At 37.7% G+C, this 23420-nt stretch carries 17 protein-coding genes and 1 tRNA gene; 9 read left to right on the top strand and 9 right to left on the bottom strand.

The window, feature by feature from the left end:
- The first annotated feature begins 74 nt into the window (after nt 1-74).
- A complete protein-coding gene (locus BTR_RS00470; RefSeq protein WP_012230400.1) occupies nt 75-455 on the top strand; it encodes a TIGR02300 family protein in 381 nt (126 codons plus the stop codon).
- A 109-nt stretch (nt 456-564) separates the two neighbouring features.
- Nucleotides 565-640 (top strand) — tRNA-Ala (locus tag BTR_RS00465).
- Between the two features lie 1372 nt (nt 641-2012).
- On the opposite strand, the gene BTR_RS00460 is transcribed toward BTR_RS00465, so the two are convergent.
- Nucleotides 2013-2600, bottom strand: coding sequence for a transglycosylase SLT domain-containing protein (locus tag BTR_RS00460; RefSeq protein WP_012230398.1), 588 nt, complete (start codon nt 2598-2600; stop codon nt 2013-2015).
- A 113-nt stretch (nt 2601-2713) separates the two neighbouring features.
- Nucleotides 2714-3895: a DNA recombination protein RmuC gene (locus tag BTR_RS00455; RefSeq protein WP_012230396.1), complete on the bottom strand. Its 1182-nt coding sequence runs from the start codon at nt 3893-3895 to the stop codon at nt 2714-2716.
- A gap of 91 nt (nt 3896-3986) precedes the next feature.
- Between BTR_RS00455 and def the strand changes: the two genes are divergently transcribed.
- The 3 genes from def to truA are packed head-to-tail and all read left to right on the top strand — an operon-like array spanning nt 3987 to nt 6197.
- Nucleotides 3987-4523, top strand: coding sequence for a peptide deformylase (gene def, locus BTR_RS00450; RefSeq protein WP_012230394.1), 537 nt, complete (start codon nt 3987-3989; stop codon nt 4521-4523).
- On the top strand, nt 4523-5452 hold the full coding sequence (gene fmt / locus BTR_RS00445) for a methionyl-tRNA formyltransferase (RefSeq protein ID WP_012230390.1): 930 nt from the start codon (nt 4523-4525) through the stop codon (nt 5450-5452). Before def ends, fmt begins: the two co-directional genes overlap by 1 nt.
- Before the next feature lies 1 nt (nt 5453).
- A complete protein-coding gene (gene truA, locus BTR_RS00440) occupies nt 5454-6197 on the top strand; it encodes a tRNA pseudouridine(38-40) synthase TruA (RefSeq protein ID WP_012230389.1) in 744 nt (247 codons plus the stop codon).
- Between the two features lie 32 nt (nt 6198-6229).
- Here the strand turns inward: truA and BTR_RS00435 are convergent, their stop codons facing one another.
- Nucleotides 6230-7093: an LOG family protein gene (locus BTR_RS00435; RefSeq protein ID WP_041582671.1), complete on the bottom strand. Its 864-nt coding sequence runs from the start codon at nt 7091-7093 to the stop codon at nt 6230-6232.
- Nucleotides 7094-7199: 106 nt separating this feature from the next.
- Between BTR_RS00435 and dapD the strand changes: the two genes are divergently transcribed.
- Nucleotides 7200-8060, top strand: a complete 861-nt coding sequence (dapD, locus tag BTR_RS00430; protein ID WP_012230384.1) for a 2,3,4,5-tetrahydropyridine-2,6-dicarboxylate N-succinyltransferase — start codon at nt 7200-7202, stop codon at nt 8058-8060.
- Nucleotides 8061-8634: 574 nt separating this feature from the next.
- Here dapD and lepA read toward each other — a convergent pair.
- From lepA to dnaK, 5 genes are all read right to left on the bottom strand, one after another.
- Entirely contained in the window at nt 8635-10440 is a 1806-nt protein-coding gene (lepA, locus tag BTR_RS00425; protein ID WP_038474408.1) for a translation elongation factor 4, read from the bottom strand.
- Nucleotides 10441-11878: 1438 nt separating this feature from the next.
- Entirely contained in the window at nt 11879-12772 is an 894-nt protein-coding gene (locus tag BTR_RS00415; protein WP_012230381.1) for a DMT family transporter, read from the bottom strand.
- Between the two features lie 32 nt (nt 12773-12804).
- Nucleotides 12805-13710: an acetylglutamate kinase gene (gene argB / locus BTR_RS00410; protein WP_012230379.1), complete on the bottom strand. Its 906-nt coding sequence runs from the start codon at nt 13708-13710 to the stop codon at nt 12805-12807.
- A 1457-nt stretch (nt 13711-15167) separates the two neighbouring features.
- Complete coding sequence (gene dnaJ / locus BTR_RS00405) at nt 15168-16310, bottom strand: molecular chaperone DnaJ (RefSeq protein ID WP_012230377.1); 1143 nt, start codon at nt 16308-16310, stop codon at nt 15168-15170.
- Between the two features lie 158 nt (nt 16311-16468).
- Nucleotides 16469-18361 carry a molecular chaperone DnaK gene (gene dnaK, locus BTR_RS00400; protein WP_012230375.1) on the bottom strand — a complete coding sequence of 631 codons (1893 nt, stop codon included), beginning with the start codon at nt 18359-18361 and terminating at the stop codon, nt 16469-16471.
- A 992-nt stretch (nt 18362-19353) separates the two neighbouring features.
- On the opposite strand from dnaK, the gene BTR_RS00395 reads away from it, so the two are divergent.
- Nucleotides 19354-19908 (top strand): copper chaperone PCu(A)C, encoded by a 555-nt coding sequence (locus BTR_RS00395; RefSeq protein WP_012230373.1) that lies wholly within the window; start codon nt 19354-19356, stop codon nt 19906-19908.
- A gap of 115 nt (nt 19909-20023) precedes the next feature.
- Here the strand turns inward: BTR_RS00395 and lysM are convergent, their stop codons facing one another.
- Entirely contained in the window at nt 20024-20479 is a 456-nt protein-coding gene (gene lysM / locus BTR_RS00390) for a peptidoglycan-binding protein LysM (protein ID WP_012230371.1), read from the bottom strand.
- Nucleotides 20480-20866: 387 nt separating this feature from the next.
- On the opposite strand from lysM, the gene BTR_RS00385 reads away from it, so the two are divergent.
- On the top strand, nt 20867-21589 hold the full coding sequence (locus BTR_RS00385) for a response regulator transcription factor (protein WP_012230366.1): 723 nt from the start codon (nt 20867-20869) through the stop codon (nt 21587-21589).
- Between the two features lie 39 nt (nt 21590-21628).
- A complete protein-coding gene (locus tag BTR_RS00380; protein WP_012230365.1) occupies nt 21629-23413 on the top strand; it encodes a sensor histidine kinase in 1785 nt (594 codons plus the stop codon).
- Nucleotides 23414-23420 lie beyond the last annotated feature (7 nt).

Raw genomic sequence — 23420 nt, 5'->3', positions numbered from 1 at the left:
AGGCGTTATTTTTCGATTAAGCACCATGAAATTTATCTTTTAATAGAATGTAGTTAATCAAAGAGGCACGGTTTATGGCAAAACAAGAACTTGGAACGAAACGTGTTGATCCAGAAACAGGAAAAAAGTTTTACGATCTCAATCGCGATCCTATTGTGTCACCCTATACAGGAATTTCTTATCCGCGTTCTTATTTTGAGGTTGCGGCAGCTGAAGCAAACAATGAAGAAGAAGTGGATACTGAAGAGCTTGATACAGCACTTGAAAAGTCTGCTTTTATGCTTCTTGAAGAGGATGATGACGGTTCTAAAGATGACGATCTTCCTGATTTGGAAGACAGTGATGTCGATCTCGGTGATGACGATGATACATTTTTATCTCACGATGATGACGATGAGGAGGATGACGTTACCGATATTCTTGGAGGCGGCGTTTCTAATGATGACGATGCTTAAAAGAAGGCATCTTTTCCGTTGAATGCAAATTTTTCTTGATCTTCAATTTTTCTCGTTTTAGAAAAGTTGGAATGATAGACTGTTCTTTTGGGAAAAATTTGTTTTTATAGGGGCTATAGCTCAGCTGGGAGAGCGCTTGCATGGCATGCAAGAGGTCAGCGGTTCGATCCCGCTTAGCTCCACCAAAAGGACCAGCTCTTCTGTCAAGAGAAAAAAGTTTATGTGCTTTGTAACTTTGAAGTCTAACGGCGCACTGCTTGTGTTTTAACGCTATCATGATGCACTTTTAATCGTTTGTTGGATTGGTAAAATTTTACTTTCATAACAACGAAAAATAAATGAAGTTTTTTATGCTTTGTACAGAAATAAAAAGTGAGCTGTTTAGCTTACGCATTGTAAAAAAAACAAAATCTTAACTTCCCCTCCGCTACAAAATTTCCGCAAAATATAATATATTGATTATGGATATCTTTTTAAAAGGTGCGAGCTACTTAAATAACGGCTTGGGAATAGGATATATTTCTCAATTATTGCGAATCAGAACTTTTTTGAGTGTTTTTAGCCTTATAAATGTTCTACCAATTTTAAAAAATTATCCCCCTTGAGTAGCGTTCACCAGCTAATTCCTGAGATATGTTAATTTTTTAATAACATATTGATTTATCGCGATAACTTATTTATACATTAAATAATAATTCCAAACAGAGTAAGCTTCTCTGATTATAAACTCTCACATATTGAATCAATAAAATCGTTTTCTTGGCATATTATGAGCCAGGTTGAGGTGTAGGAGCAAAGCGATGCTATCACACACTTTTCCAGCTCCCAATGTTACTTCACGCTACAGGAAAGTCCTGCCATGAATACTCATTAATATGTAAGGTTGTATGTACCTTACCCCTCCTAAATGATAGCGTCGTACAACAAAATAACTTTTTTAATTAAGATGGACAGGCAAGATGAATGGACAGACTTCATTAATATTAAAGACTATATAGTATTAAAGACTATTCATTAGTCCTTTTGAGGACTGTAGCACCCCCTTTATACAAAGCAAAATTTTATGAAGCAATGTTCTTTAATTTAATGCATTTCTTGTTTTTTATATTGAATGTTTTACCTTTTTTATGATTCTCGAATTGCATTTGTTTTAATTGCTATTTTATACGCTTAATAAGTAGAATATTCATGTCGTCATCAGCCAATAATGCACATAATGAAAATAAAAAATGATATTATATTTTAAAATTTTCCTTCAATAATCTCTAGTATTTTCCCCAAAGTTAAATGCTAGCGTTCAATGGAAGATCGTGTCCATTGTAATTTTTTTGAAGAAATGTAAATTCTTTGAACAAAGGGGAACAAAAATATCAAGCGTATCTTCAAATATATTGTGTAGTGTTAAAGCTTTCTATTGCTTGAGTTTATTTTAAAAAAATAACAATTTATTTCATTCGATAATCGGCAAGACGACATTGTCTTATCACGTCATAAGAAACTTTGTTCTCGAATAATTTTATCCCATCAATTCCCTAATTGAAGTTTTCAGAATTCTCCCTAACGCCATCCACATCTCTTTAATTGCTGTTCATAAAGTCTCGATATCCTTGCCATGCGCTGTGCTGCCTGTGAAAGCGAAGCACTGACATATCCACCACTACGCGCATAAGCACCATGCCCCATATGATAATTTAAATAAAGATTATAGGCATCATCAAACCTCACTCCATTGCGTTGAACAGTTTGGCGATGATACCAAGCAACAAAATCAGCAGCATCTGCAAAATTGGTACGCCATGCAAAAGACTTTCCTGTAGAGCGAAGATACATTGCCCATGTACTGTCAAGTGCTTGAGAATAACCATAAGCTGTCGACCGACGCTTCCATGGAATAAAACCAAGGAGTTTTTTGCGTGGAGGACGTGCATTATGACGAAAGCTCGATTCCATATTAATGGTTGCAAGAATAATCGACATAGGAATTCCATAGCGCATTTCTGCTCTTTGAGACGCCCTACCCCAATTATCAAAAAAACCATTTTTTTGTGCTAAAATAGCGCAAGCATTGTTTGTGTAGATGGGAGTGGTTGTTGCGCACCCCCCTAGCAGAAACACCAGTGCCCCTAAAAACAAAAGGTGTCGCATATTCCCTATTCCTCTCGTTTAAGAAATAAAACAAGATAGAGATACTAAAAAATTATTACCAATCAATAAAGAACATGATCTTAACTTGTTATCGTTGAGAAGCTTGCTTTACTTTATTCCTCATCAACCAAACGCAATGTTTGCGACTGAGCCGATGTTGTCATTTGTGCTGGTTCAGAATAATTTTCTTTTAATTCGACAGTTTCAATGCGATTTGCCCGTTTCATAATTTTGGAGGATGATATTAAAATTCCCTCTATATCGTCACTTGCTTTGTGAAAATGCTTCTGTAGTGCGCGAACACGCGTATCCATTCGTCCAAAATCTTCCATCAATTTTGCCACTTCTGATTGAATTAAATGCGCTTGTTCACGCATCCGCGCATCTTTCATAATGGTTTGTACAACTTGGACAGAGAGCATCAACAAAGACGGTGAAACAATGATCACATGGGCTCTATTGGCTTTTTGTACCAATGGCTCAAAGTCCTCATAAATTGTTGCAAAAATCGATTCCGATGGTACAAAAAGAAAAGCCGTGTCATGGGTTTCTCCAGGAATTAAATATTTTTGCGCAATATCATGGATATGAACTTCCATATTGGTGCGAAATTGGCGTTCTGCCTCTTGACGTTCTTGAGCTGTTGTTGCTTTACGCATGCTATTCCAAGCTTCCAGAGGAAATTTAGCATCTACAACAAGAGAAGGTGCTTTATTTGGCATATGAATGAGACAATCTGGCCGCTTTCCATTTGAAAGAGCAGCTTGAAAAACATAAGCATTTGCTGGTAAGGCATCGGCAATAATTGCTTCCATCCGCCCCTGACCAAAGGTACCACGCGTCTGCTTATTGCTTAAAATGGATTGCAGTTGCACAACTTGTCCCGTGAGCGATTGAATATTATTTTGTGCTGCATCAATGACTGCTAAACGCTCTTGCAAACGATTTAAATTTTCATACGTTGATTTTGTCTGTACCTGAAGTGTTTGACCGATATTGGCTGTCATGCCATTGAGTTGTTCACTGAGTGACTTATTCAACTCAGCCTGTCTTTGACCAAAGATTTCAGCCATCGTTTGCATGCGCCCTTGCATTTCAGCTTGTGTTTTCAGCAAAGTAGCCATCTGAATTTGTGCCTCACGTGCGCGTTCAGCAATTTCATTTTCCAAAAGTGCCTTTTTTCGATGAGAATGCATCAGCATAAAAAATGCCAAACAGACAAGTATAAATAAAAGCAAAAGCATTAGTTTAGAAAAAAACTCACCAGCGAGTATAGAAAAAAACGAATCAAACATAAACAGTAATATAAAGCCCTTATCGTAAAAAAGCGCAAGAATCTGTTATTCAATATTGACCAATAACAAACCATTGATTAATCTCTTCTTCATGCCAATGAGATCTTTAGTTACTTTACCAGATCCGATTTTACGGGAAGTATCCAAACCTGTTGAACAGGTTGATACCGCTCTCCAAGAACTCGCGGATGATATGTTGGAAACCATGTATCATGCTAAAGGTATTGGTCTTGCTGCTATTCAAATTGGTATACCACTACGTATGTTGGTTATAGATGTCTCTGGAAATGCTGAAGATACGCAGAAAAAACCACTTGTTATTATCAACCCTGAGATTTTATGGCTTTCAGATGAGCGCAATGTTTACAAAGAAGGTTGTCTTTCTATACCTGACTATTTTGCAGAAGTTGAACGCCCTAAACGTTTGCGCGTTCGCTATCAGAACCGTGAAGGAAAACAAAAAGAAATTGAAGCAGATGATCTGTTGGCAACTTGTTTGCAGCATGAAATTGATCATTTGGATGGCCGCCTGTTTATTGATTACATTTCAAGGATCAAACGCGATATGGTGATACGAAAATTTAAAAAACGTGCAAAAGAAAAAAACACGCAGGAAGCAGTTTTGTAATGGCATTACGATTAAGTTTTATGGGAACACCAGATTTTTCTGTTCCCATTTTACATGCTTTGTTAGATGCTGGGCATGATGTTGTTGCCGTTTATAGTCAACCTCCTCGTCCAGCAGGACGTCGGAGGCTTAAACTTATTCCCTCGCCTGTGCAAAATGCAGCAGAAGAAAGATCTATTCCTACCTTTACACCCCAAACACTCAAAACAGCCGAACAGCAAGCCCAATTTGCAGCACTTTCTGTTGATGCGGCTATTGTCGTGGCTTATGGACTCCTCTTACCGAAAGCTATTCTTGAAACACCGCGTTTTGGATGTTTTAATGCCCATGCTTCACTTTTACCACGGTGGCGTGGTGCTGCACCTATTCAGCGTGCAATTATGGCTGGGGATAAAGAAACGGGGATGATGATTATGAAGATGGACGAAGGACTTGATACAGGGTCTATTGTTCTCTCACGCTCCATTCCCATCACTGATACCACCACCACGGATAAACTTTCAAATGAGCTTTCATATATCGGCGCAGAACTTATGATAGAAACTCTATCAACTCTAGAAAAAGGACAACTCAAACTTATCCCCCAATCAAAAGAAGGCATCACCTATGCTGCCAAAATCAAAAAAGAAGAAACCCGCATTGATTGGAAAAAACCAGCAGAGTTTATTCATAGGCATATCCGTGCGCTTTCTCCCTCTCCTGGTTGCTGGTGCAATATGAATATCGGTGGACGAGAAGAACGCGTAAAAATTCTTGAAAGTCGCTTAGCAACCGGAACTTCTCTTGAAATTGGTCGAATAGAACCAAATTCTTTGATTGTTCATTGCGGACAAGGACGGATAGAAATAACCACTCTCCAAAGATCTGGCGGTAAAATTCTTGATAGCGCAACCTTTTTACGAGGTGCTCACATTTCTGCTGTTTTTTAAAATGTCACGCTTCAAACTCACTCTTGAATATGATGGTTCAAATTACGCTGGCTGGCAACGTCAAGCAAAACTTCACACAATACAAGGAGCTCTTGAACAAGCGATTTTTCGCTTTAGTGGGCAACAATTGACCATAACAACAGCAGGACGAACGGATGCAGGGGTACATGCTACGGGGCAAGTTGCCCATGTTGATTTCATAAAAAACTGGCCCCCCCATACTGTAAGAGATGCGCTCAATGCTCTTTTACGTCAACAGAGTGAAGCAATTTCAATCTTAAACGTAGAAAATGTCCCTGATGATTTTGATGCACGATTTTCCGCTATCAAACGCCATTATCTTTTTAAAATTCTTAATCGTCGCTCTCCACCAGCTTTAAATGCTAAACGCGTGTGGTGGATACCAAAGCCTCTTAATGCGCAAGCTATGCATGAAGCGGCTCAAAAGCTTGTAGGACAACATGATTTTACAACTTTCCGTTCAGCACATTGCCAAGCCAAAAGCCCTATTCGGACCCTTGAACGCCTCGATATTCAAAAAGAAGGAGAGGAAATCTTCATTTATGCAAAAGCCCGCTCTTTTCTTCATCATCAAATCCGTTCATTTGCAGGAAGCCTCATGGAAGTGGGTATTGGACGTTGGACAGCTCAAGATCTTGAAGCAGCTCTTCATGCTAAAGATCGTAAACGTTGTGGTGTTGTTGCTCCCCCTTCAGGACTTTATTTAACTAAGGTAGAATATTAACTGTCCCACAAAAATGACTTTTTCAAAAGCAATTAAGGCAACTTATAAAAAGAGCGAATCTCTTCAAAAGCTTCTGCTGCTGTATTGACAAATTTCACCAAATTAATATCCGCAGGAGAAATTGTACCTTGTGAAGCTAAATATTCAAAATTGATCGTATTGCTCCAAAATTCTTTGCCAAACAATAAAATTGGTACCTGTTTCATACGTCCTGTTTGTATTAAAGTTAACGTCTCAAACAACTCATCCAGAGTCCCAAATCCTCCAGGAAAAATAGCTAATGCTTTCGCACGTACTAAAAAATGCATTTTTCGCATCCCAAAATAGTGAAAATTGAAACACAAATGCGGAGACACATAAGGATTAGGCTCTTGCTCATGCGGTAAAATAATATTTAAGCCAACCGTTGGGGCCCCAACATCACAAGCGCCACGATTTCCTGCTTCCATGATCCCTGGCCCACCCCCTGTGACAACCACAAATTCACGGTATTCTGTTTTTGCCGAATAGAGGGAACACAAACGTGCAAATTCTCTTGCTTCATCGTAATAATACGACATAGCATGCAAGTTTTTCTTTTGTGTTTCATTTTTTGCAGCCCACGCTGCTTGCCCGGGTTCAGGAATACGCGCACCACCAAATAAAACAACTGTTGATTGAATATTATATTCTTTAAGGGTTATTTCTGGCTTTAAAAATTCAAGACCAATACGTTGTGAACGCAGCTCTGGACGCATCATAAAATCTTGATCGATATAGGCTAAACGATAAGTCGGAGAACGCATTTGTGCTGAATTAGAAACTTTATGGATCTGTTGTAGAGCTTCTTTCGTATGAAGAAGTGGTGTCCAATTGTCTCGTTCTTTTTTTATTTTTTCTTTACAGCCTTTTTTCATGCACATGTCTTACTTTCTCATCGTTTTATTGACTGAAAACATTTCTTCGCGTAGGTCATAGAGAATAAATCTTGAAGCTTTCAACTTGTTTAACGGAACTTTCGTCATGACCCATCTCACACAACTTGAAATCATTATCGAAAAAGCATTTGATGATCGCGATTCTATTAATACTACCACAAAAGGTGAAATTCGTGAGAGTGTCGAACACACATTGAGCCTTCTTGATAAAGGTGAAATCCGTGTTGCAGAACGGCAAAAAAATGGACAATGGTATGTTCATCAATGGTTGAAAAAAGCTGTTTTGCTCTCTTTTCGGCTAAACCCAATGCAAATTATTACTGGTGGAATCAATGGAACACATTGGTGGGATAAAGTTCCCTCAAAATTTTCTGGTTGGAAAGAAGATGATTTTCAAAAAGCGGGGTTTCGTTCTGTTCCTGGAGCGATTGTACGCCATTCTGCCTATGTTGCACCAAACGTCATACTCATGCCATCCTTTATCAATCTTGGCGCTTTTGTCGATGAGGGTACAATGGTTGATACATGGACAACCGTTGGTTCTTGCGCACAAATTGGTAAACATGTTCATCTTTCTGGTGGTGTTGGAATCGGAGGTGTTTTAGAACCACTGCAAGCAAATCCAACCATTATTGAAGATCATTGTTTTATTGGTGCACGCTCTGAAGTTGTTGAAGGCTGTATTATTCGTGAAGGCGCTGTTTTAGGAATGGGCGTTTTTATTGGACAATCCACCAAGATTATCGATCGTACAACAGGAGAAATTTTTATTGGTGAAGTACCAGCCTATTCGGTTGTTGTACCGGGTTCTCTTCCTGGCAAACCACTCCCTAATGGTGAAGCAGGACCAAACCTTTATTGTGCTGTTATTGTAAAACGCGTTGATCAAAAAACACGAGAGAAAACATCCATTAATGAGCTTTTACGTGATGAGACACAATGTTAATTTATAATGATCATTCATTGTTTTTCAACTTAAATAACACCCCAAAATACAGGGATTGTATCCTTTTAAATCCTTTCATATCGAATCAATCACTCTCTTTTCTTTGTGCATCACAAACACAGTCAGTGTATAAGTAAAACACGCTTTTAAAAAGAGTAAAAATGTCTTTAATGAATTTTCTTAAACACTAAGAGCTATCATAACATTTTGAACGCGCAAAGAGTGTGATGATAGCACCATGCGTCTTTATGACATGTAAAGATGGTCGTGCCAAATAAGTTTTATGTCATTCACGAAAGCTTTACCGTTATACTTTTTACAAATACCATTAGTGAAATGAGATAAGGTGTATTGAGAGATTTTCTTTAAAATAAACACGCTAATATGCAACACAAATATATTTTTGTTTAAAGCATTCTGTTTTATGTTTACGTGAGCAATGTGACACAATGAAAAGACATTCTACCTAAAAATGTAATTACTGCGTAATTTATATTAAAAAGCACTCTTCTAAAACTGAACCAATCAAGAAAAGCAAAAGTGCAATAAACTAAGAGAAAATACTCTCTTTTCATTATTTATTCATTTTGAGCGCTTGAATAAAGGCCGACTGAGGAATTTCTACTTTCCCAAATTGACGCATTCGTTTTTTACCTTCTTTTTGCTTTTCCAAAAGTTTGCGTTTACGTGTTATATCGCCCCCGTAACATTTTGCTGTTACATCTTTACGCAAAGCACGAATCGTTTCGCGCGCTATAATTTTACCACCAATAGCCGCTTGAATCGGAATCTGAAACATATGCTGGGGAATAAGATCTTTCAGTTTTTCGCACATGGAACGCCCCCGCTTTTCTGCAATCGTACGGTGCACAAGCATCGACAAGGCATCAATAGGCTCTCCATTTACCAAAATAGACATTTTAACTAAATCCCCCTCTGCATAATCCGTCATCTGATAATCAAAAGAAGCATAGCCCTTTGAGATTGATTTTAAGCGATCATAAAAATCAAAAACGACTTCATTCAGAGGTAAATCATACGTCACCATAGCCCGCGTTCCAACATAGGATAAACCAACCTGTATTCCCCGCCGCTCTTGGCATAGTTCTAAAATCGATCCAAGATAATTATCAGGAGTCATGATTGTTGCACGAATCCATGGTTCTTCGATAGAAGAAATTTTAACCACGTCAGGCATATCTGCTGGATTGTGCAATTCTTTAACAGAACCATCATTCATATTCATGCGATAAACAACCGAAGGTGCCGTTGCAATTAAATCTAAATTAAACTCACGCTCTAACCGCTCTTGAATAATTTCAAGATGAAGCAACCCTAAAAAACCACACCGAAAACCAAATCCCAAAGCTGCTGATGTTTCCATTTCAAAGGAAAAACTCGCGTCATTTAAGCGTAATTTACCCATGGCTGCACGCAAATCATCAAAATCGGCAGCATCAATTGGAAAAAGTCCACAAAAGACAACCGGTTGCGCAGGCTTAAAACCAGGCAAAGCATTTTCACAAGGACGACGTTCTTCGGTAATCGTATCCCCAACCCGTGTATCGGCAACCTCTTTGATAGAAGCAGTGATAAAACCAATCTCGCCTGGTCCTAATTCATCAACCTGGACCATTTTAGGTGTAAATACCCCAACGCGCTCAACGGGATATTTTGCTCCCGTCCCCATCATACGAATGGTTTGACCTTTTTTTAAAATACCATCTATCACCCGTACCAAAACAATGACACCAAGATATGCATCATACCAACTATCAACCAACATTGCTTTCAAGGGATTTGTAACATCGCCTATACGTGGAGGTGGCAATTGTGTAACGATTGCCTCCAAAACATCAGGAATCCCCAAACCTGTTTTTGCTGATATTTCTACCGCTTGAGATGTATCAATGCCTATTACATCTTCAATCTGTTCTTTAACACGTTCAGGTTCTGCTGCTGGAAGATCAATTTTATTGAGCACAACAACCAATTCATGGGAATTATCAATGGCTTGATAAACATTTGCCAAAGTCTGCGCCTCGACACCTTGGCTTGCATCCACCACCAACAGTGAACCTTCACAAGCTGCCAATGAACGTGAAACTTCATAAGCAAAATCCACATGACCAGGTGTATCCATAAGATTTAAAATATAGGTCTCACCATTCTTTGCTTTATAGTGTAAACGGACTGTTTGTGCTTTAATCGTAATCCCACGCTCACGCTCAATATCCATGGAATCGAGCACTTGCTCCTTCATCTCACGTGTATCAAGCCCCCCTGTCATCTGAATCAAACGATCCGCTAAAGTGGACTTACCGTGATCAATATGCGCCACGATGGAAAAATTACGAATATAATTACGATCTATTGTCATATAAGGCGATTTAGCAAAGAATAATATAAAACGCAAAGACCAATTATGTCCTATCGAGAACCTTTCAAAAGAATATTAACCAAAAGAGCTTCTCAAAACACAACTTCTCATAGCCTAAAAAATAAGACTTTTGTTTACTCAATTAAATACCAAAGGAACTAAAATGATCTTTTTACATCTTGTTTGATAACTCATAAGCTGGATAAGCCAGCACCATCACATACTTTGCCAACCTCCAATGTTGCTATAATTTTAACACCTGACAAGGGTTTATAAGAAGCATGCCTTTCCTGTACAGTTTTTATCCACATATACTGCCCGCTTGTGACGTGTAAAACGAGTAACTTAGATTGATTTAACGTGAAAAAGATTTGAAATGAGAAAATGTTACAGTTTTTAGGGTTCTCATCCAATGCGAATAATACTACAATTATCATTATAAATACAATGTATTGTATGGATATATGGTAGGCGCGTATATCACTTAAACTTCTGACAAAATTTGAAAAAAATGCTTTTTTATTTTCACGCAATAATCTGCTTTTCTAGTAATTTTATATAAAATAAATGCATATCAGGAGGGATAATTTTCTTTAAAACGTTTAAAACTTTAGAAATAGGCTCTATCGAGGAGAATTTTTATGTACTTTTTATACAACTCCTTTCTTCTTCCATAAAAGATAAAAAACATCAAATCCTCTACGATTGACTAGGTAATGCTTTGATTTATAATGATCTTTTATGGTTTTGCAATTTAAATGAAATCTCTGAATATCGCGAGCCCCTTTCATTTTAAATCTTCTCATGGATGAAACAATCAAATTTTTTCTCTTCTCCCTTACAAACAGGGCTAGTGTGTCAATAAAATCGTTTCAAAAATGAATCAAAATTCTTCATCCTCTTTCAAATGCCAAAGGCTATCATGTAATATTGGGAACTAATAAAAAATGCTGGTACCTTTTATGTTCAGTAAAATGATGATGCTCTGTGGCTTTTATATACTTCACACGGACCACCAATGAGTATGACATATATTGAGAAAAGTTTCTTTCTAAAAAGCATGGCAATGGACAACATGATGGGAGACCGCTTTGAGCGTTCTATTTTGCTTGAAAAGCATAATCCCATGAAAGAACAAAAGAAATAACACGGCACCAATGCAAAATCCCCATTATAGGTATTATCTTGGATGTTTTTTGAAAGTTGTAAAGCCAAATTTAAAAATACCAATAAAGATGAGAGCTGGTTTTTATCCTTATCCCTTCATATTTTAATCCCATGAAGGTAATCTTCCCGTTTCAGAAGTCAGAAAAAATAAAGCCTCTTCGTCATCTTTAATTTTAAAAAAGCCTCAAAAATGAAAACTCTGCAAGCAAAAAACGCATGCAATAAAATCATCATAGTAAAGATGAATCGCTCACCAATTTTTTCAATTGCTTTATTTTTTTTTACGCCATTGTGAAGGTTGTAATTCAGCAACAATGATCCCAATCAGAATAAGCAAACCACCCAATAAAGCTAAAGGAGATAAATGCTCTCCAGCCAAACGCCCAACGATACCAGCCCATACCGGTTCACCTGCATAAATGAGTGTAGCACGCGTAGGAGAAATAGACTTTTGTGCCCAATTCATAGCCAATTGAATAATAGCACTCATTAATGCCAATCCCATACCAACACTAAACCATACCCACGAAAATTCAGGAATGCTTTCACCCATCAAAGGCATACAAGAAAATGAAAAAAAACCACTAAAGAATAACTGGATAATGGTTACACGCCGACTATCAACCTTGTTGGCAAAAATTCCAATGAGTATGACTTCTCCAGCAATCGCTAAAGCGCCCAACAAAGTCAAAATTTCACCTTTTGAAAAATCAAAACTTCCCGGCTTTTGTCCTGAAACAAGGACAAGCCCAATAAAAGCGAAAACAATACCAACCCAACAGGCAAAACGGGGAGGTTTTTTAAAAACAATCCATTGCAAGATTGGAACCATCGGAACATAAAGCGCTGTGATAAAAGCCGACTGACTACTAATAATCGTTTGAAGTCCAGCTGCTTGAAAAGCATAACCAAAAAACATGGATAAGCCTATCGCCATCCCAGCGAAAACTTCATAAACAGTTATACCTTTTATAGAGCGCCAAAAAATTGCCCCACATATAAGGGATGCAACAATAAAACGAAATCCAACAAAAAATAGAGGACCGCTATAGCGTACCGCAATGTGAATGACTAAAAACGTAATCCCCCACAATATTGTTGCAACAAATATTGCCAATTCTGGTTTACTTAATAAAGGATATTTAAACTGTTTTATATTCGTCATGAAAGGCCTTCTCCTCCAATTTTCCGTACAATTTATGAAACAATAAGCGTTCCAACTCCCTGTTCGGTAAACAGCTCTAGTAAAACAGAATGTGGGGTTTTGCCATTTAAAATGACAACACCTTCCACACCATTTTGAAGGGCTTTCACACAAGTTTCTACTTTTGGAATCATGCCCCCTGAAATTGTTCCATTTTTGATAAGTTTCTCAGCTTCAGAAACTGTCAATTCTTTTAAAAGTTTGCCCTGTTTATCCAGAACACCAGGAACATCCGTGAGGAATAAAAGACGTTTTGCCTCTAATGCACCCGCAATAGCTCCAGCAAAAATATCAGCATTAATATTATAGGTTTTACCATCCCGACCTGGAGCCACAGGAGCAAGAACTGGTATCATTTCAGAACAGGCTAAAAGATCCAGTAATGTACGATCAACTTCAATCGGCTCACCAACAAATCCCAAATCTAAAACACGTTCAATATGCGAATCAGGATCAATGACAGTTCTATAAGCCTTTTCGGCAAAAACCATATTGCCATCCTTACCGCACAGCCCTATTGCCCATTCACCCTCAGCATTAATGAGAGCAACTATTTCCTTATTGATGGAACCCGCTAAAACCATTTCAACCACTTCAACGATCCGCTCATCGGTTACCCGTAAACCGTTTTCAAATCGTGATTCAATCCCCATTTTCATTAAAATTTCAGCAATTTGAGGCCCACCACCATGAACAACAACAGGATTAATACCCGATTGCTTTAATAGAGCAATATCACGCGCAAATGCTCGCCCCAAAGCCGGATCACCCATAGCATGACCGCCATATTTTACCACAACCGTTTCATTTTCATATTTTTGCATATAAGGTAAAGCAGACGATAAAAATGCTGCTTGTTTTTCCAAAACATCGACAGCACTGTTTTTAGCATCATCCATTAATAGAGCCTCCTCACCACTTTTTACTATCTCTTAGTGAAATTTAAGAAAAGTGAAAACAATAAAACAAAGCTTTACTCTATCTATCCCCCTGAAAATCGTCAATTTTCCTTCAAATTGCGAAAAAATAATAATGAGATGAAACAAGAAAAAAACGTCCTCTTAAAAAATTAACAGCGAAAAGTTAAATAAAATAAGCGCAAAAAACGTTGGTATTTTATGATCTTATGTATAAAATTGAAAAGCAAAATTTTTAAGCTACGCTGTACATTCAACGCACCCGTTTACCCTTATGGATACTTAACAATGAATAGGAATATATACAACCATTGATTTTGTAAGATAAAAATAAAATTTTCTTATAATAATAAAATCAATATATTACCGACATAGAAATCGCTCAATGGCTCTATTTATATCGTATTTAAAATTGAACATTCGAAAATATCAATTAAAATAATTTACGAAAATGCATGTTATGGAGAATGATAATAAACTGATTTATAACAGTTATTTATCTTTTTATATCGTAAATTAAGAGATTTGAACATAAGGACAGTTTATCATTCTAACTCTCAAACTCCAAATCAATAAAAACCATTGGCTTTCACTTTAAAATTAGCTTTCACATTAAAAATGAAAGGGACGTATGGACACCATATAAAGCTTATAATGCAATCGGATTTATAATCATAATATAGCATTATCTGAATAAAATGGCCCATATTTTAGAGGAGGCAGCGGTTAAGACTATGAAAAACTGTCTCTATACAATCGGTAATGAGGAGCTATATTATTAGGAAAAAATGGATTGCCCAACAGCTTCTTTAGCCTTACTTGGTAAGATCTTGCAATTTTACAGTTTTATTATGAGAGTTTTAAAAGGTCTTTTAAGTAAAAAAATCATAAAAAAGAAAGATAAACACAAAAATTCTGAATGCTTAACTTCTTCCTCTCCTTTCCTTTAAAGGAGAAGATTCTTAAGAGATTTTATCTGTAAATAATCTGAATTTTGACTGGGCTGGTTCCATCTGATGACCGCTCATGCGATTTGTTCACATAAGGCTCTACGAACAAGCCTAATAAACACGTACTTCTAAAAACACTTCATGTGTACAAGAGGCTTACATCCTTGTATTACCGCCTTAAATGACGATCTTTTACAGCACAAAAAGATAAATGCAGTTAACACTGGAAATATTATCCGTCATTCAATTGCATCCTTATATGGATAAGTCTTTTTTAAAACGTTATAAGCACTCAAAAGCAAGACTTATCCATAAAATCCATGAAATGTAAAAAAACTCTCAGCAGCAGGAACTTACACTCAATTAATCGTTTTTCCCTTTTCTTTTCAAGCCAATAAAGCTTTTCAAAGATGGTGAGACAATAGAAAGTTTAATGAAAATAACCTTCCAAAAGTGTTTTCTCATTTATTCTGAGAACATTCACATATTTTAACCAGAAATATTTTCAAAAAATTCTTTCATACGGGAAAAAAAACCATGTGATTGGGGTGAATTTTCATGATTTGAAAGTTTTTCAAATTTTTGCAACAATTCACGTTGCTCTTGCGTAAGTTTCTGCGGTGTCTCAATCGTGATATGGATGTAAAGATCACCCCTTGCTTGCTGACGACGCAACATGGGCATGCCTTTGCCTTTAAGGCGGAATTGACGTCCATTTTGTGTCCCTTCTGGAATCTTAACACGTGCCTTAACACCATCAAGGTCAGAAACTTCAAACTCTCCTCCTAAAGCCGCTGTTACCATCGAAATAGGAACACGACAGTGAAGATCTGCTCCTTCTCGCTGAAAAAATTCATGCGGTTTAACGGAAAGGAAAATATAAAGATCACCATTGGGACCACCACGAATACCGGCATCGCCCTCACCAGAAAGACGAATACGCGTCCCATCTTCAATACCAGCTGGAATATTCACGCTCAATGAACGTTTTTTTTCTATGCGCCGTGTCCCCTGACATTTAGGGCATGGATCCGTAATCGTTTCACCACGTCCATGACATGTAGGACATGTTCGCTCAATAGAAAAGAAACCTTGTGCAGCACGCACACGACCAGAACCATGACATGTTCCACAAACTTGTGGCTTAGAGCCCTTTCTCGCTCCTGAACCTTCACAAACATCACACGTGAGCGAACTAGGAATATTAATTTCCGCAGTTTTTCCTGAAAATGCCTCTTCTAAGGTCACTTCCATATTATAACTTAGATCTGCACCACGTTCGCGACCATCACCACGCTTACGGTGCGCACCTCCCATAATCTCACCAAAAAAGTCTTCAAAAATATCAGCAAATCCACTACCAGAAGCAAAACCGCTAAAAGGATTTCCTCCCCCCTGACCACCGCTATTTTCAAAGGCCGCGTGACCAAATCGGTCATAAGCAGCACGCTTTTGAGGATCTTTCAGAACTTCATAGGCTTCGCCAATTTCTTTGAATCTTCGCTCTGCCTCTTTATCCCCGGCGTTGCGATCAGGATGATATTGCATTGCCAACTTACGAAAAGCAGATTTCAACTTTTTATCATCACATTCACGAGTCACGCCAAGAATTTCATAATAATCAACCTTCATCATGTATTCCTGATAGTTTTCCTGTCATCCATCTTTATGGATAATATCGCTTTTAATCTATATTTTTAGCAACAAAGTTGCAACTTATCTCAAATAATAAAGCCCAGCCTTATCTTTCAAAGGCCGGGTTTATCAATTAATCAACACATAGGCTGACACTATTTCTTCTTATCATTAACTTCTTCAAAATCAGCATCGACAACATCATCATCCTTTGTCTCTGTTTCAGTGTCAGCGCTCGCTGCTTGTGAGGATTCATACATAGCCTGTCCAAGCTTCATACTGACTTCTGCTAATTTTTGCATCTTTGTTGTTACTTCTTCGGTATCACTGCCTTCAAGCGCAGATTTCAAATCAGAGATTGCTGCTTCAATCTGTCCCTTTTCTTCAACTGATACTTTATCACCATATTCATTGAGCGACTTTTCCGTTGAATGAATAAGAGCCTCCGCTTGATTTTTGGCTTCAACACCTTCACGGCGTTTTTTATCCTCAGCTGCGTGCTCTTCTGCATCCTTTACCATTTTTTCAATATCAGCATCACTTAAACCACCTGATGCCTGAATACGAATCTGATGCTCTTTACCCGTTCCCTTATCTTTGGCCGAAACATTAACAATACCATTCGCATCAATATCAAAAGTAACTTCAATTTGAGGTATACCACGTGGTGCTGGGGGAATACCAACAAGATCAAATTGTGCCAATAACTTATTATCACTCGCCATTTCCCGTTCACCTTGGAAAACGCGAATTGTCACAGCACTCTGATTATCATCAGCTGTCGAAAAAACTTGTGATTTTTTCGTCGGGATCGTGGTATTGCGCTCAATAAGGCGTGTGAAAACCCCACCCAAAGTTTCAATACCTAAGGATAAAGGTGTTACATCCAGCAGCAACACATCTTTGACATCACCTTGTAAGACGCCCCCTTGGATGGCAGCTCCCATTGCGACAACTTCATCGGGATTAACACCTTTGTGCGGATCTTTGCCAAAGAAGTTCTGCACGACTTGCTGAATCTTGGGCATACGTGTCATACCGCCCACTAAAACAACTTCGTCAATCTCACCGGCCTTTAATCCAGCATCTTTCAACGCAGCTTTACAAGGCTCGATGGTACGCTGCACTAAATCATCAACCAGAGATTCAAATTTTGCCCGAGTCAATTTCATCGTTAAGTGCTTGGGACCTGATTGATCTGCCGTGATAAATGGTAAATTGATTTCTGTTTGCTGTGATGACGAAAGCTCAATCTTTGCTTTTTCCGCCGCTTCTTTTAAGCGCTGTAAAGCGAGTTTATCATTTTTCAGATCAATTCCTTGCTCTTTTTTGAATTCATCAGCAAAATAACCGACCAAGCGCATGTCAAAGTCTTCACCCCCTAAAAATGTATCCCCATTGGTTGACTTAACCTCAAAAACGCCATCGCCAATTTCAAGGACTGAAATATCAAATGTACCACCACCAAGATCGTAAACAGCAATTGTTTTTCCGTCCTTTTTGTCCAAACCATAAGCTAAGGCAGCGGCAGTCGGCTCATTAATAATCCGTAAAACTTCAAGTCCAGCAATTTTACCCGCATCTTTAGTCGCTTGACGTTGTGCATCATTGAAATAAGCAGGAACAGTAATAACGGCTTGCTCAACTTTTTCACCAAGATAAGATTCAGCTGTTTCCTTCATCTTTTGCAAAATCATCGCTGAAATTTGTGATGGAGAATATTTCTTACCCGCTTCTTCAACCCATGCATCGCCATTGTCACCTTTAACGATTTTATAAGGTACAAGCGCCTTATCTTTTTCAACCATAGGGTCATCAAAACGGCGCCCTATTAAACGTTTTACTGCAAAAACTGTCCCTTCAGGATTTGTTACTGCCTGACGTTTAGCAGGCTGTCCAACAAGCCGCTCTCCTCCATCAGTAAAAGCAACAACAGAAGGTGTTGTTCGCGCTCCTTCTGAGTTTTCGATAACCTTTGCGTTTTTGCCATCCATAACAGCCACACAAGAGTTCGTCGTCCCCAAATCAATACCAATTACTTTTGCCATATTATAATCTCCATTCAGCAAGCTACCTCAACCTTCATAAAGCATCTTTTTAAGATAGCTCCTCATAACACTCAAAGCCCGTATATTGGCTTCAAGCAACATAAAATAATCATAAACCGCAAGTCGCAACAAGCCTCGCTGTCCCGTATATAAGAACAGGATTTTACTGCTACAAGAGAATAATGAGAGAAACATCTCCAAAATAAAAAAATTCTTTTAAAATAGGCGCTCTAATAACCTATAAATACCATATTTATAAAAGACTTGAAGTCATAATCTATTTTTTTCGCAATTCCCAACAACCATATCTCTCTTAAAAATTAAAAAGAATAATTGCACACACGTTCTCAATCTCTCATCATTAATTAAGAAATCCCAACATAAAAGCTTTTAAAAAAAGCGAATAACTTATATAATAAAATATTATAAACCTTCCTTAAGAATGAAATAGCCGTCATAACTTATGATAACTACTTTTTTATGAGCCTCTTTCATAGTATTAAACGGTGCTTTTCCGTATGCTCATATCGATAACGATATCATCTATCAGCCTCCTCTCAAAAATTCTTCTTCTAATAGCCTTATCATTCATTGTTATTTAAAAGCTGCGCTTTAAATTCACCGAACAAGCTTTTTCTTAATTTTATACTTCTGGAATTTGAAAATATATAAAAATACTTCTGTCAAAACGCTTTAAAGTACCAAGAGCTATCGTCATATTGAGAGTTGATCCAGTGTATGATCTTTCTGTATTGTATTTTTATTCAGTAAAATAGTGATGCACCATAAATTTTTACCATTTACAAATAATGTTGTCAGATGAAAACGGAAATGTTGAGAGATGTTTTATCTTTGTAAATCTTATTTTTTCCTTTAAGATCCAAGAATTCTATGATTTTTATTTTAGAAATTCTTTGCTTTTATTTTAAATAAAAAATCTGCTAAAATGAAAAAACATTCAAAGTGTGAATCTTATGAAGGAGGGTAAATCAATGATGGTATCTATTATCAAGAAAATAAAAAATCTCATCTTTAAAAATACAATACATGCACAATATTCATACAAAAAGGTTGTCGCAAATATCGTATGTGCTCTTCTCTTTGCTGGTATAACACTACCCGCAAGTGCCCAGCAATATAAACTTGGTGACATAGAAATTCTCAATCCTTGGGCACGCGAAACACCTAAAGGTGCAAAAGTTAGTAGCGGTTATTTCTATATTATTAATCACAGTAATACCCCAGACCGTTTAGTTTCTATTTCCACAAACGGCGTAAAAGCAACAGAAATGCACACTATGGCTGTTGTCAATGATATTATGAAAATGGAAAAAATGCATAATGGTATTGAAATTCCGGGAAATGGTGAAGTCACACTTAAGCCAGGTGGTAATCATATTATGTTTATGGGGCTTTCAGAACCATTCAAGCTAGGTGATAAAATTAGCGCAAAATTAACATTTGAAAACGCAGGAACCATTGATGTTGATTTCTCTGTAAACGCTATGAAAACAACCTCACCCTCTCATTCCACTCATGCTCAATAAGCCTTTTTTATTATAAACACACATTTTACAAAATGAAGAGAAGCGTGAAATTTTTTACGCTTCTTATTTTTGTTTAATGCCATAAAATAAGCAAAAAATTATCCTCTTTGATGCGTTAAATATGATCAATTTCAGGAATACGCAAAACTTGTCCAGGATAAATTTTATCAGGGGATTTTAGCATTGGTTTATTGGCTTCAAAAATAAATGTGTTTTTATCCCCTTGCCCTTTTCCATAAACCTCTTCAGCAATTTTCCAAAGATTATCACCAGATTTGACCTCATAAAAACGAGAAGTTTTTCTAGGCGTCGTATCTATAACCTTTAATTTCTCAACATCTACAGAAGAGATACCTTGTGAATTGCCAACAACCAAAAGTGCTTTTTCAAGTGTTTCCCTATCTGGAACCTCACCGCTTAAAATAGCTTTACCGTCTTCAACTTGAATATTGACTTTTTCTGTAGCGAGTTGAAAATGATCAAATGCGGCTCTAAAATCTTTTTCTTTTGGTTCATGCTCCCCCATACCTAGCTTTTCCCCTACAGTTTTAATAAAATTAAAAAATCCCATAATGACCTCCTTATCGTATAGCAGAAACAAATTTTTGTGCATATATTGCCACATTCTTGTCTTTGCTCTTAAAACACATAGGCGGATTTTCTAAACTTCAACAATCAAAACTAAACCTGTTCGATTTTGGTACAAAAACAAGAATAAACTGTGCAATAAATTTTGAGAAAAAAAGCCTTTATGCAAATTTTCTCTTAAACGAAGGGATCTTTATAGACGTAGAAACATTATAAATTATGAAAGCAAAACAAGATTTTACGGGAATGACAAAAGCTTTTTTACTTTGCTGCAATTTGTATCATATTTGTTTTGCAAAAAAAATGTGAACTCCCATATAAATAAGTGTGGGTAATTTGCTACCACAGCAATAGAAAGGTCTAAGAAACCATGAAAGATACACCAACAATCACGCAAACGATTGTACTTGTTGATGATGATCGCAATATTTTGACTTCTCTATCTTTTGCGCTTGAGACAGAAGGATATCGGGTTGAAAGCTATACGGATGGAGCATCTGCACTTAAAGGTCTCACACTTCACCCCCCACACTTAGCTATTTTTGATATTAAAATGCCCCGAATGGATGGGATGGAGCTCTTGCGTCGTTTACGTCAAAAATCTGATCTTCCAGTTATTTTTCTCACCTCTAAAGATGATGAAATCGATGAATTATTTGGTCTCAAAATGGGAGCTGATGATTTTATTACGAAACCTTTCTCTCAACGCCTTCTCATTGAGCGTGTGAGAGCTATTTTGCGCCGCTCCAATGCGCGTAATCAACCGCTTTCTACGGGAACTGCTTCCACCTCTTCTCTCAAACGTGGAGATCTTGTGATGGATCAAGAACGTCACACCTGTACATGGAAAGATAAACCTGTTATTTTAACTGTTACGGAATTTTTGATTCTGCAAACCTTAGCACAAAGGCCAGGCGTTGTAAAAAGTCGTGACGCTTTAATGGATGCTGCCTATAGTGATCAGGTCTACGTAGATGATCGCACCATTGATAGTCACATTAAACGTTTGCGTAAAAAATTTAAACAAGTGGATGATGATTTTGCAATGATTGAAACACTTTATGGTGTAGGTTATCGTTTTCACGAGGTATAAAGCTGCTTTGTCGCAAAAATTTGAACGGCAATCAAATCGATGACAGACAATTCTCAACTGGAAACTCTAAAAAAAACAGCCCCTAACGGTGTATCTTCAACGCCATTTCTTATGTTTGCTCGTTTGCGTCTTCGAACACAACGTCTCTTTAGACAATTGCTTTTTTCCAGTCTCACACGCCGCATTGTTATATTAAACATTGCTGCCCTTGCCGTTCTGGTTACAGGCATTTTATACCTTAACCAATTTCGTGATGGTTTAATTGAAGCAAAAATTAAAAGTTTATGTACCCAAGGTAAAATTATCGCTGGAGCTATTGCTGCTTCTGCAACGGTAGATACAAATTCTATCCTTATTGACCCCCAAAAACTCTTGGAGTTACAGACCGGTGAAAGCGTTACACCCGCCCCTCAATCAACCGACTCTTGGGATTTTCCCATTAACCCTGAGCAAGTTGCCCCTCTTTTACGACGTCTCATCACACCTAAAACGACAAGAGCACGTATCTATGATCGTGATGCTACTTTACTTCTTGATTCGCGCGTTCTTTATTCTAGTGGAGAAGTTTTTAGCTATGATTTACCCCCACTTAAAACAGAACAAAACATATGGGATCGCTTGACTGCATGGTATTCAAACACATTTTATGACAAAGGTATTGCTCTTGATAGAGAGCAAACAAAAAACCGTGGCATTGCTTATCCAGAAGTGTACCGAGCATTAAACGGATCTCTTGCTACCGCCAAAAGACGCAACAGACAAGGTCAACTCATTGTTTCTGTTGCCGTTCCTGTTCAACGCTATCGCGCAGTGGTTGGCGCCCTTCTTCTTTCAACCACTGGCTCTGATATTGATAACATTGTAAAAGCTGAAAGACTGGTTATATTTAAAGTTTTTGCCGTTGTAGGCAGCGTCCTTTTGGTTCTTTCGCTCTTTTTAGCCCATACAATTGCCCATCCCTTAAGTAAATTATCTGCCTCTGCTAACCGAGTACGTAATGGCAATAATCAGCGTGTAGAAATTCCTGATTTTTCAATGCGTGAAGATGAAATTGGCCATCTCTCAACCTCTATTCGTGACATGACCAATGCCCTTTATATGCGTATTGAAGCCATTGAACGCTTTGCTGCTGATGTAAGCCACGAATTAAAAAATCCCCTCACTTCTCTACGCAGTGCTGTTGAAACCCTCCCTCTGGCTAAAAATGAAGAAGCACAAGAAAAATTGCTTGAAATTATTCAACACGATGTGCGCCGTCTTGATCGGTTGATTACAGATATTTCTGATGCATCGCGACTTGATGCAGAGCTTGCACGAGAAACCGCGGAGATCGTTGATATGAAACCGCTTTTGGAAAGTCTTGTTCATGCCGTTCAAGAAGTATACCGCAATGCGCAAACCATCGATGTAAGCCTTAATATTGTCCCACGTCCTCATGGAAAAGCTTATCTTGTGTTGGGACATGAACTCCGTTTAGGGCAAGTCATTTCCAATCTTCTTGAAAATGCACGTTCCTTTATTCCCCGTAATCGTGGCAAAATTTCCATTACTATGAAAAGTCATGCTTCAACCCTTATTTTAACCATTGAAGACAATGGCCCCGGTATTCGTTCAGAAAATATTGAACGTATTTTTGAACGTTTTTATACAGATCGACCAAATGAAGATGCTTTTGGACAAAACTCTGGACTTGGGCTTTCTATTAGTCGGCAAATCATCGAAGCCCATAATGGGACAATTACAGCCGAAAATATTATTGATCCGGCACTTGGAAAATGTAAAACTGGTGCACGTTTTATTATTATGCTTCCTCTCGTTAAATAAATCTTTT

Origin of the sequence: Bartonella tribocorum CIP 105476, assembly GCF_000196435.1 — a bacterium.
Lineage (GTDB): Bacteria > Pseudomonadota > Alphaproteobacteria > Rhizobiales > Rhizobiaceae > Bartonella > Bartonella tribocorum.
Note: the sequence above shows the minus strand (reverse complement) of the source record. Positions and strands in the feature narration are given on the sequence as shown.

Coding starts and splice junctions, on each gene's coding strand:
- BTR_RS00470 (WP_012230400.1), top strand. CDS start 75: ATGGCAAAACAAGAACTTGGAACGAAACGTGTTGATCCAGAAACAGGA.
- BTR_RS00460 (WP_012230398.1), bottom strand. CDS start 2,600: ATGCGACACCTTTTGTTTTTAGGGGCACTGGTGTTTCTGCTAGGGGGG.
- BTR_RS00455 (WP_012230396.1), bottom strand. CDS start 3,895: ATGTTTGATTCGTTTTTTTCTATACTCGCTGGTGAGTTTTTTTCTAAA.
- def (WP_012230394.1), top strand. CDS start 3,987: ATGCCAATGAGATCTTTAGTTACTTTACCAGATCCGATTTTACGGGAA.
- fmt (WP_012230390.1), top strand. CDS start 4,523: ATGGCATTACGATTAAGTTTTATGGGAACACCAGATTTTTCTGTTCCC.
- truA (WP_012230389.1), top strand. CDS start 5,454: ATGTCACGCTTCAAACTCACTCTTGAATATGATGGTTCAAATTACGCT.
- BTR_RS00435 (WP_041582671.1), bottom strand. CDS start 7,093: ATGAAAAAAGGCTGTAAAGAAAAAATAAAAAAAGAACGAGACAATTGG.
- dapD (WP_012230384.1), top strand. CDS start 7,200: ATGACCCATCTCACACAACTTGAAATCATTATCGAAAAAGCATTTGAT.
- lepA (WP_038474408.1), bottom strand. CDS start 10,440: ATGACAATAGATCGTAATTATATTCGTAATTTTTCCATCGTGGCGCAT.
- BTR_RS00415 (WP_012230381.1), bottom strand. CDS start 12,772: ATGACGAATATAAAACAGTTTAAATATCCTTTATTAAGTAAACCAGAA.
- argB (WP_012230379.1), bottom strand. CDS start 13,710: ATGGATGATGCTAAAAACAGTGCTGTCGATGTTTTGGAAAAACAAGCA.
- dnaJ (WP_012230377.1), bottom strand. CDS start 16,310: ATGAAGGTTGATTATTATGAAATTCTTGGCGTGACTCGTGAATGTGAT.
- dnaK (WP_012230375.1), bottom strand. CDS start 18,361: ATGGCAAAAGTAATTGGTATTGATTTGGGGACGACGAACTCTTGTGTG.
- BTR_RS00395 (WP_012230373.1), top strand. CDS start 19,354: ATGATGGTATCTATTATCAAGAAAATAAAAAATCTCATCTTTAAAAAT.
- lysM (WP_012230371.1), bottom strand. CDS start 20,479: ATGGGATTTTTTAATTTTATTAAAACTGTAGGGGAAAAGCTAGGTATG.
- BTR_RS00385 (WP_012230366.1), top strand. CDS start 20,867: ATGAAAGATACACCAACAATCACGCAAACGATTGTACTTGTTGATGAT.
- BTR_RS00380 (WP_012230365.1), top strand. CDS start 21,629: ATGACAGACAATTCTCAACTGGAAACTCTAAAAAAAACAGCCCCTAAC.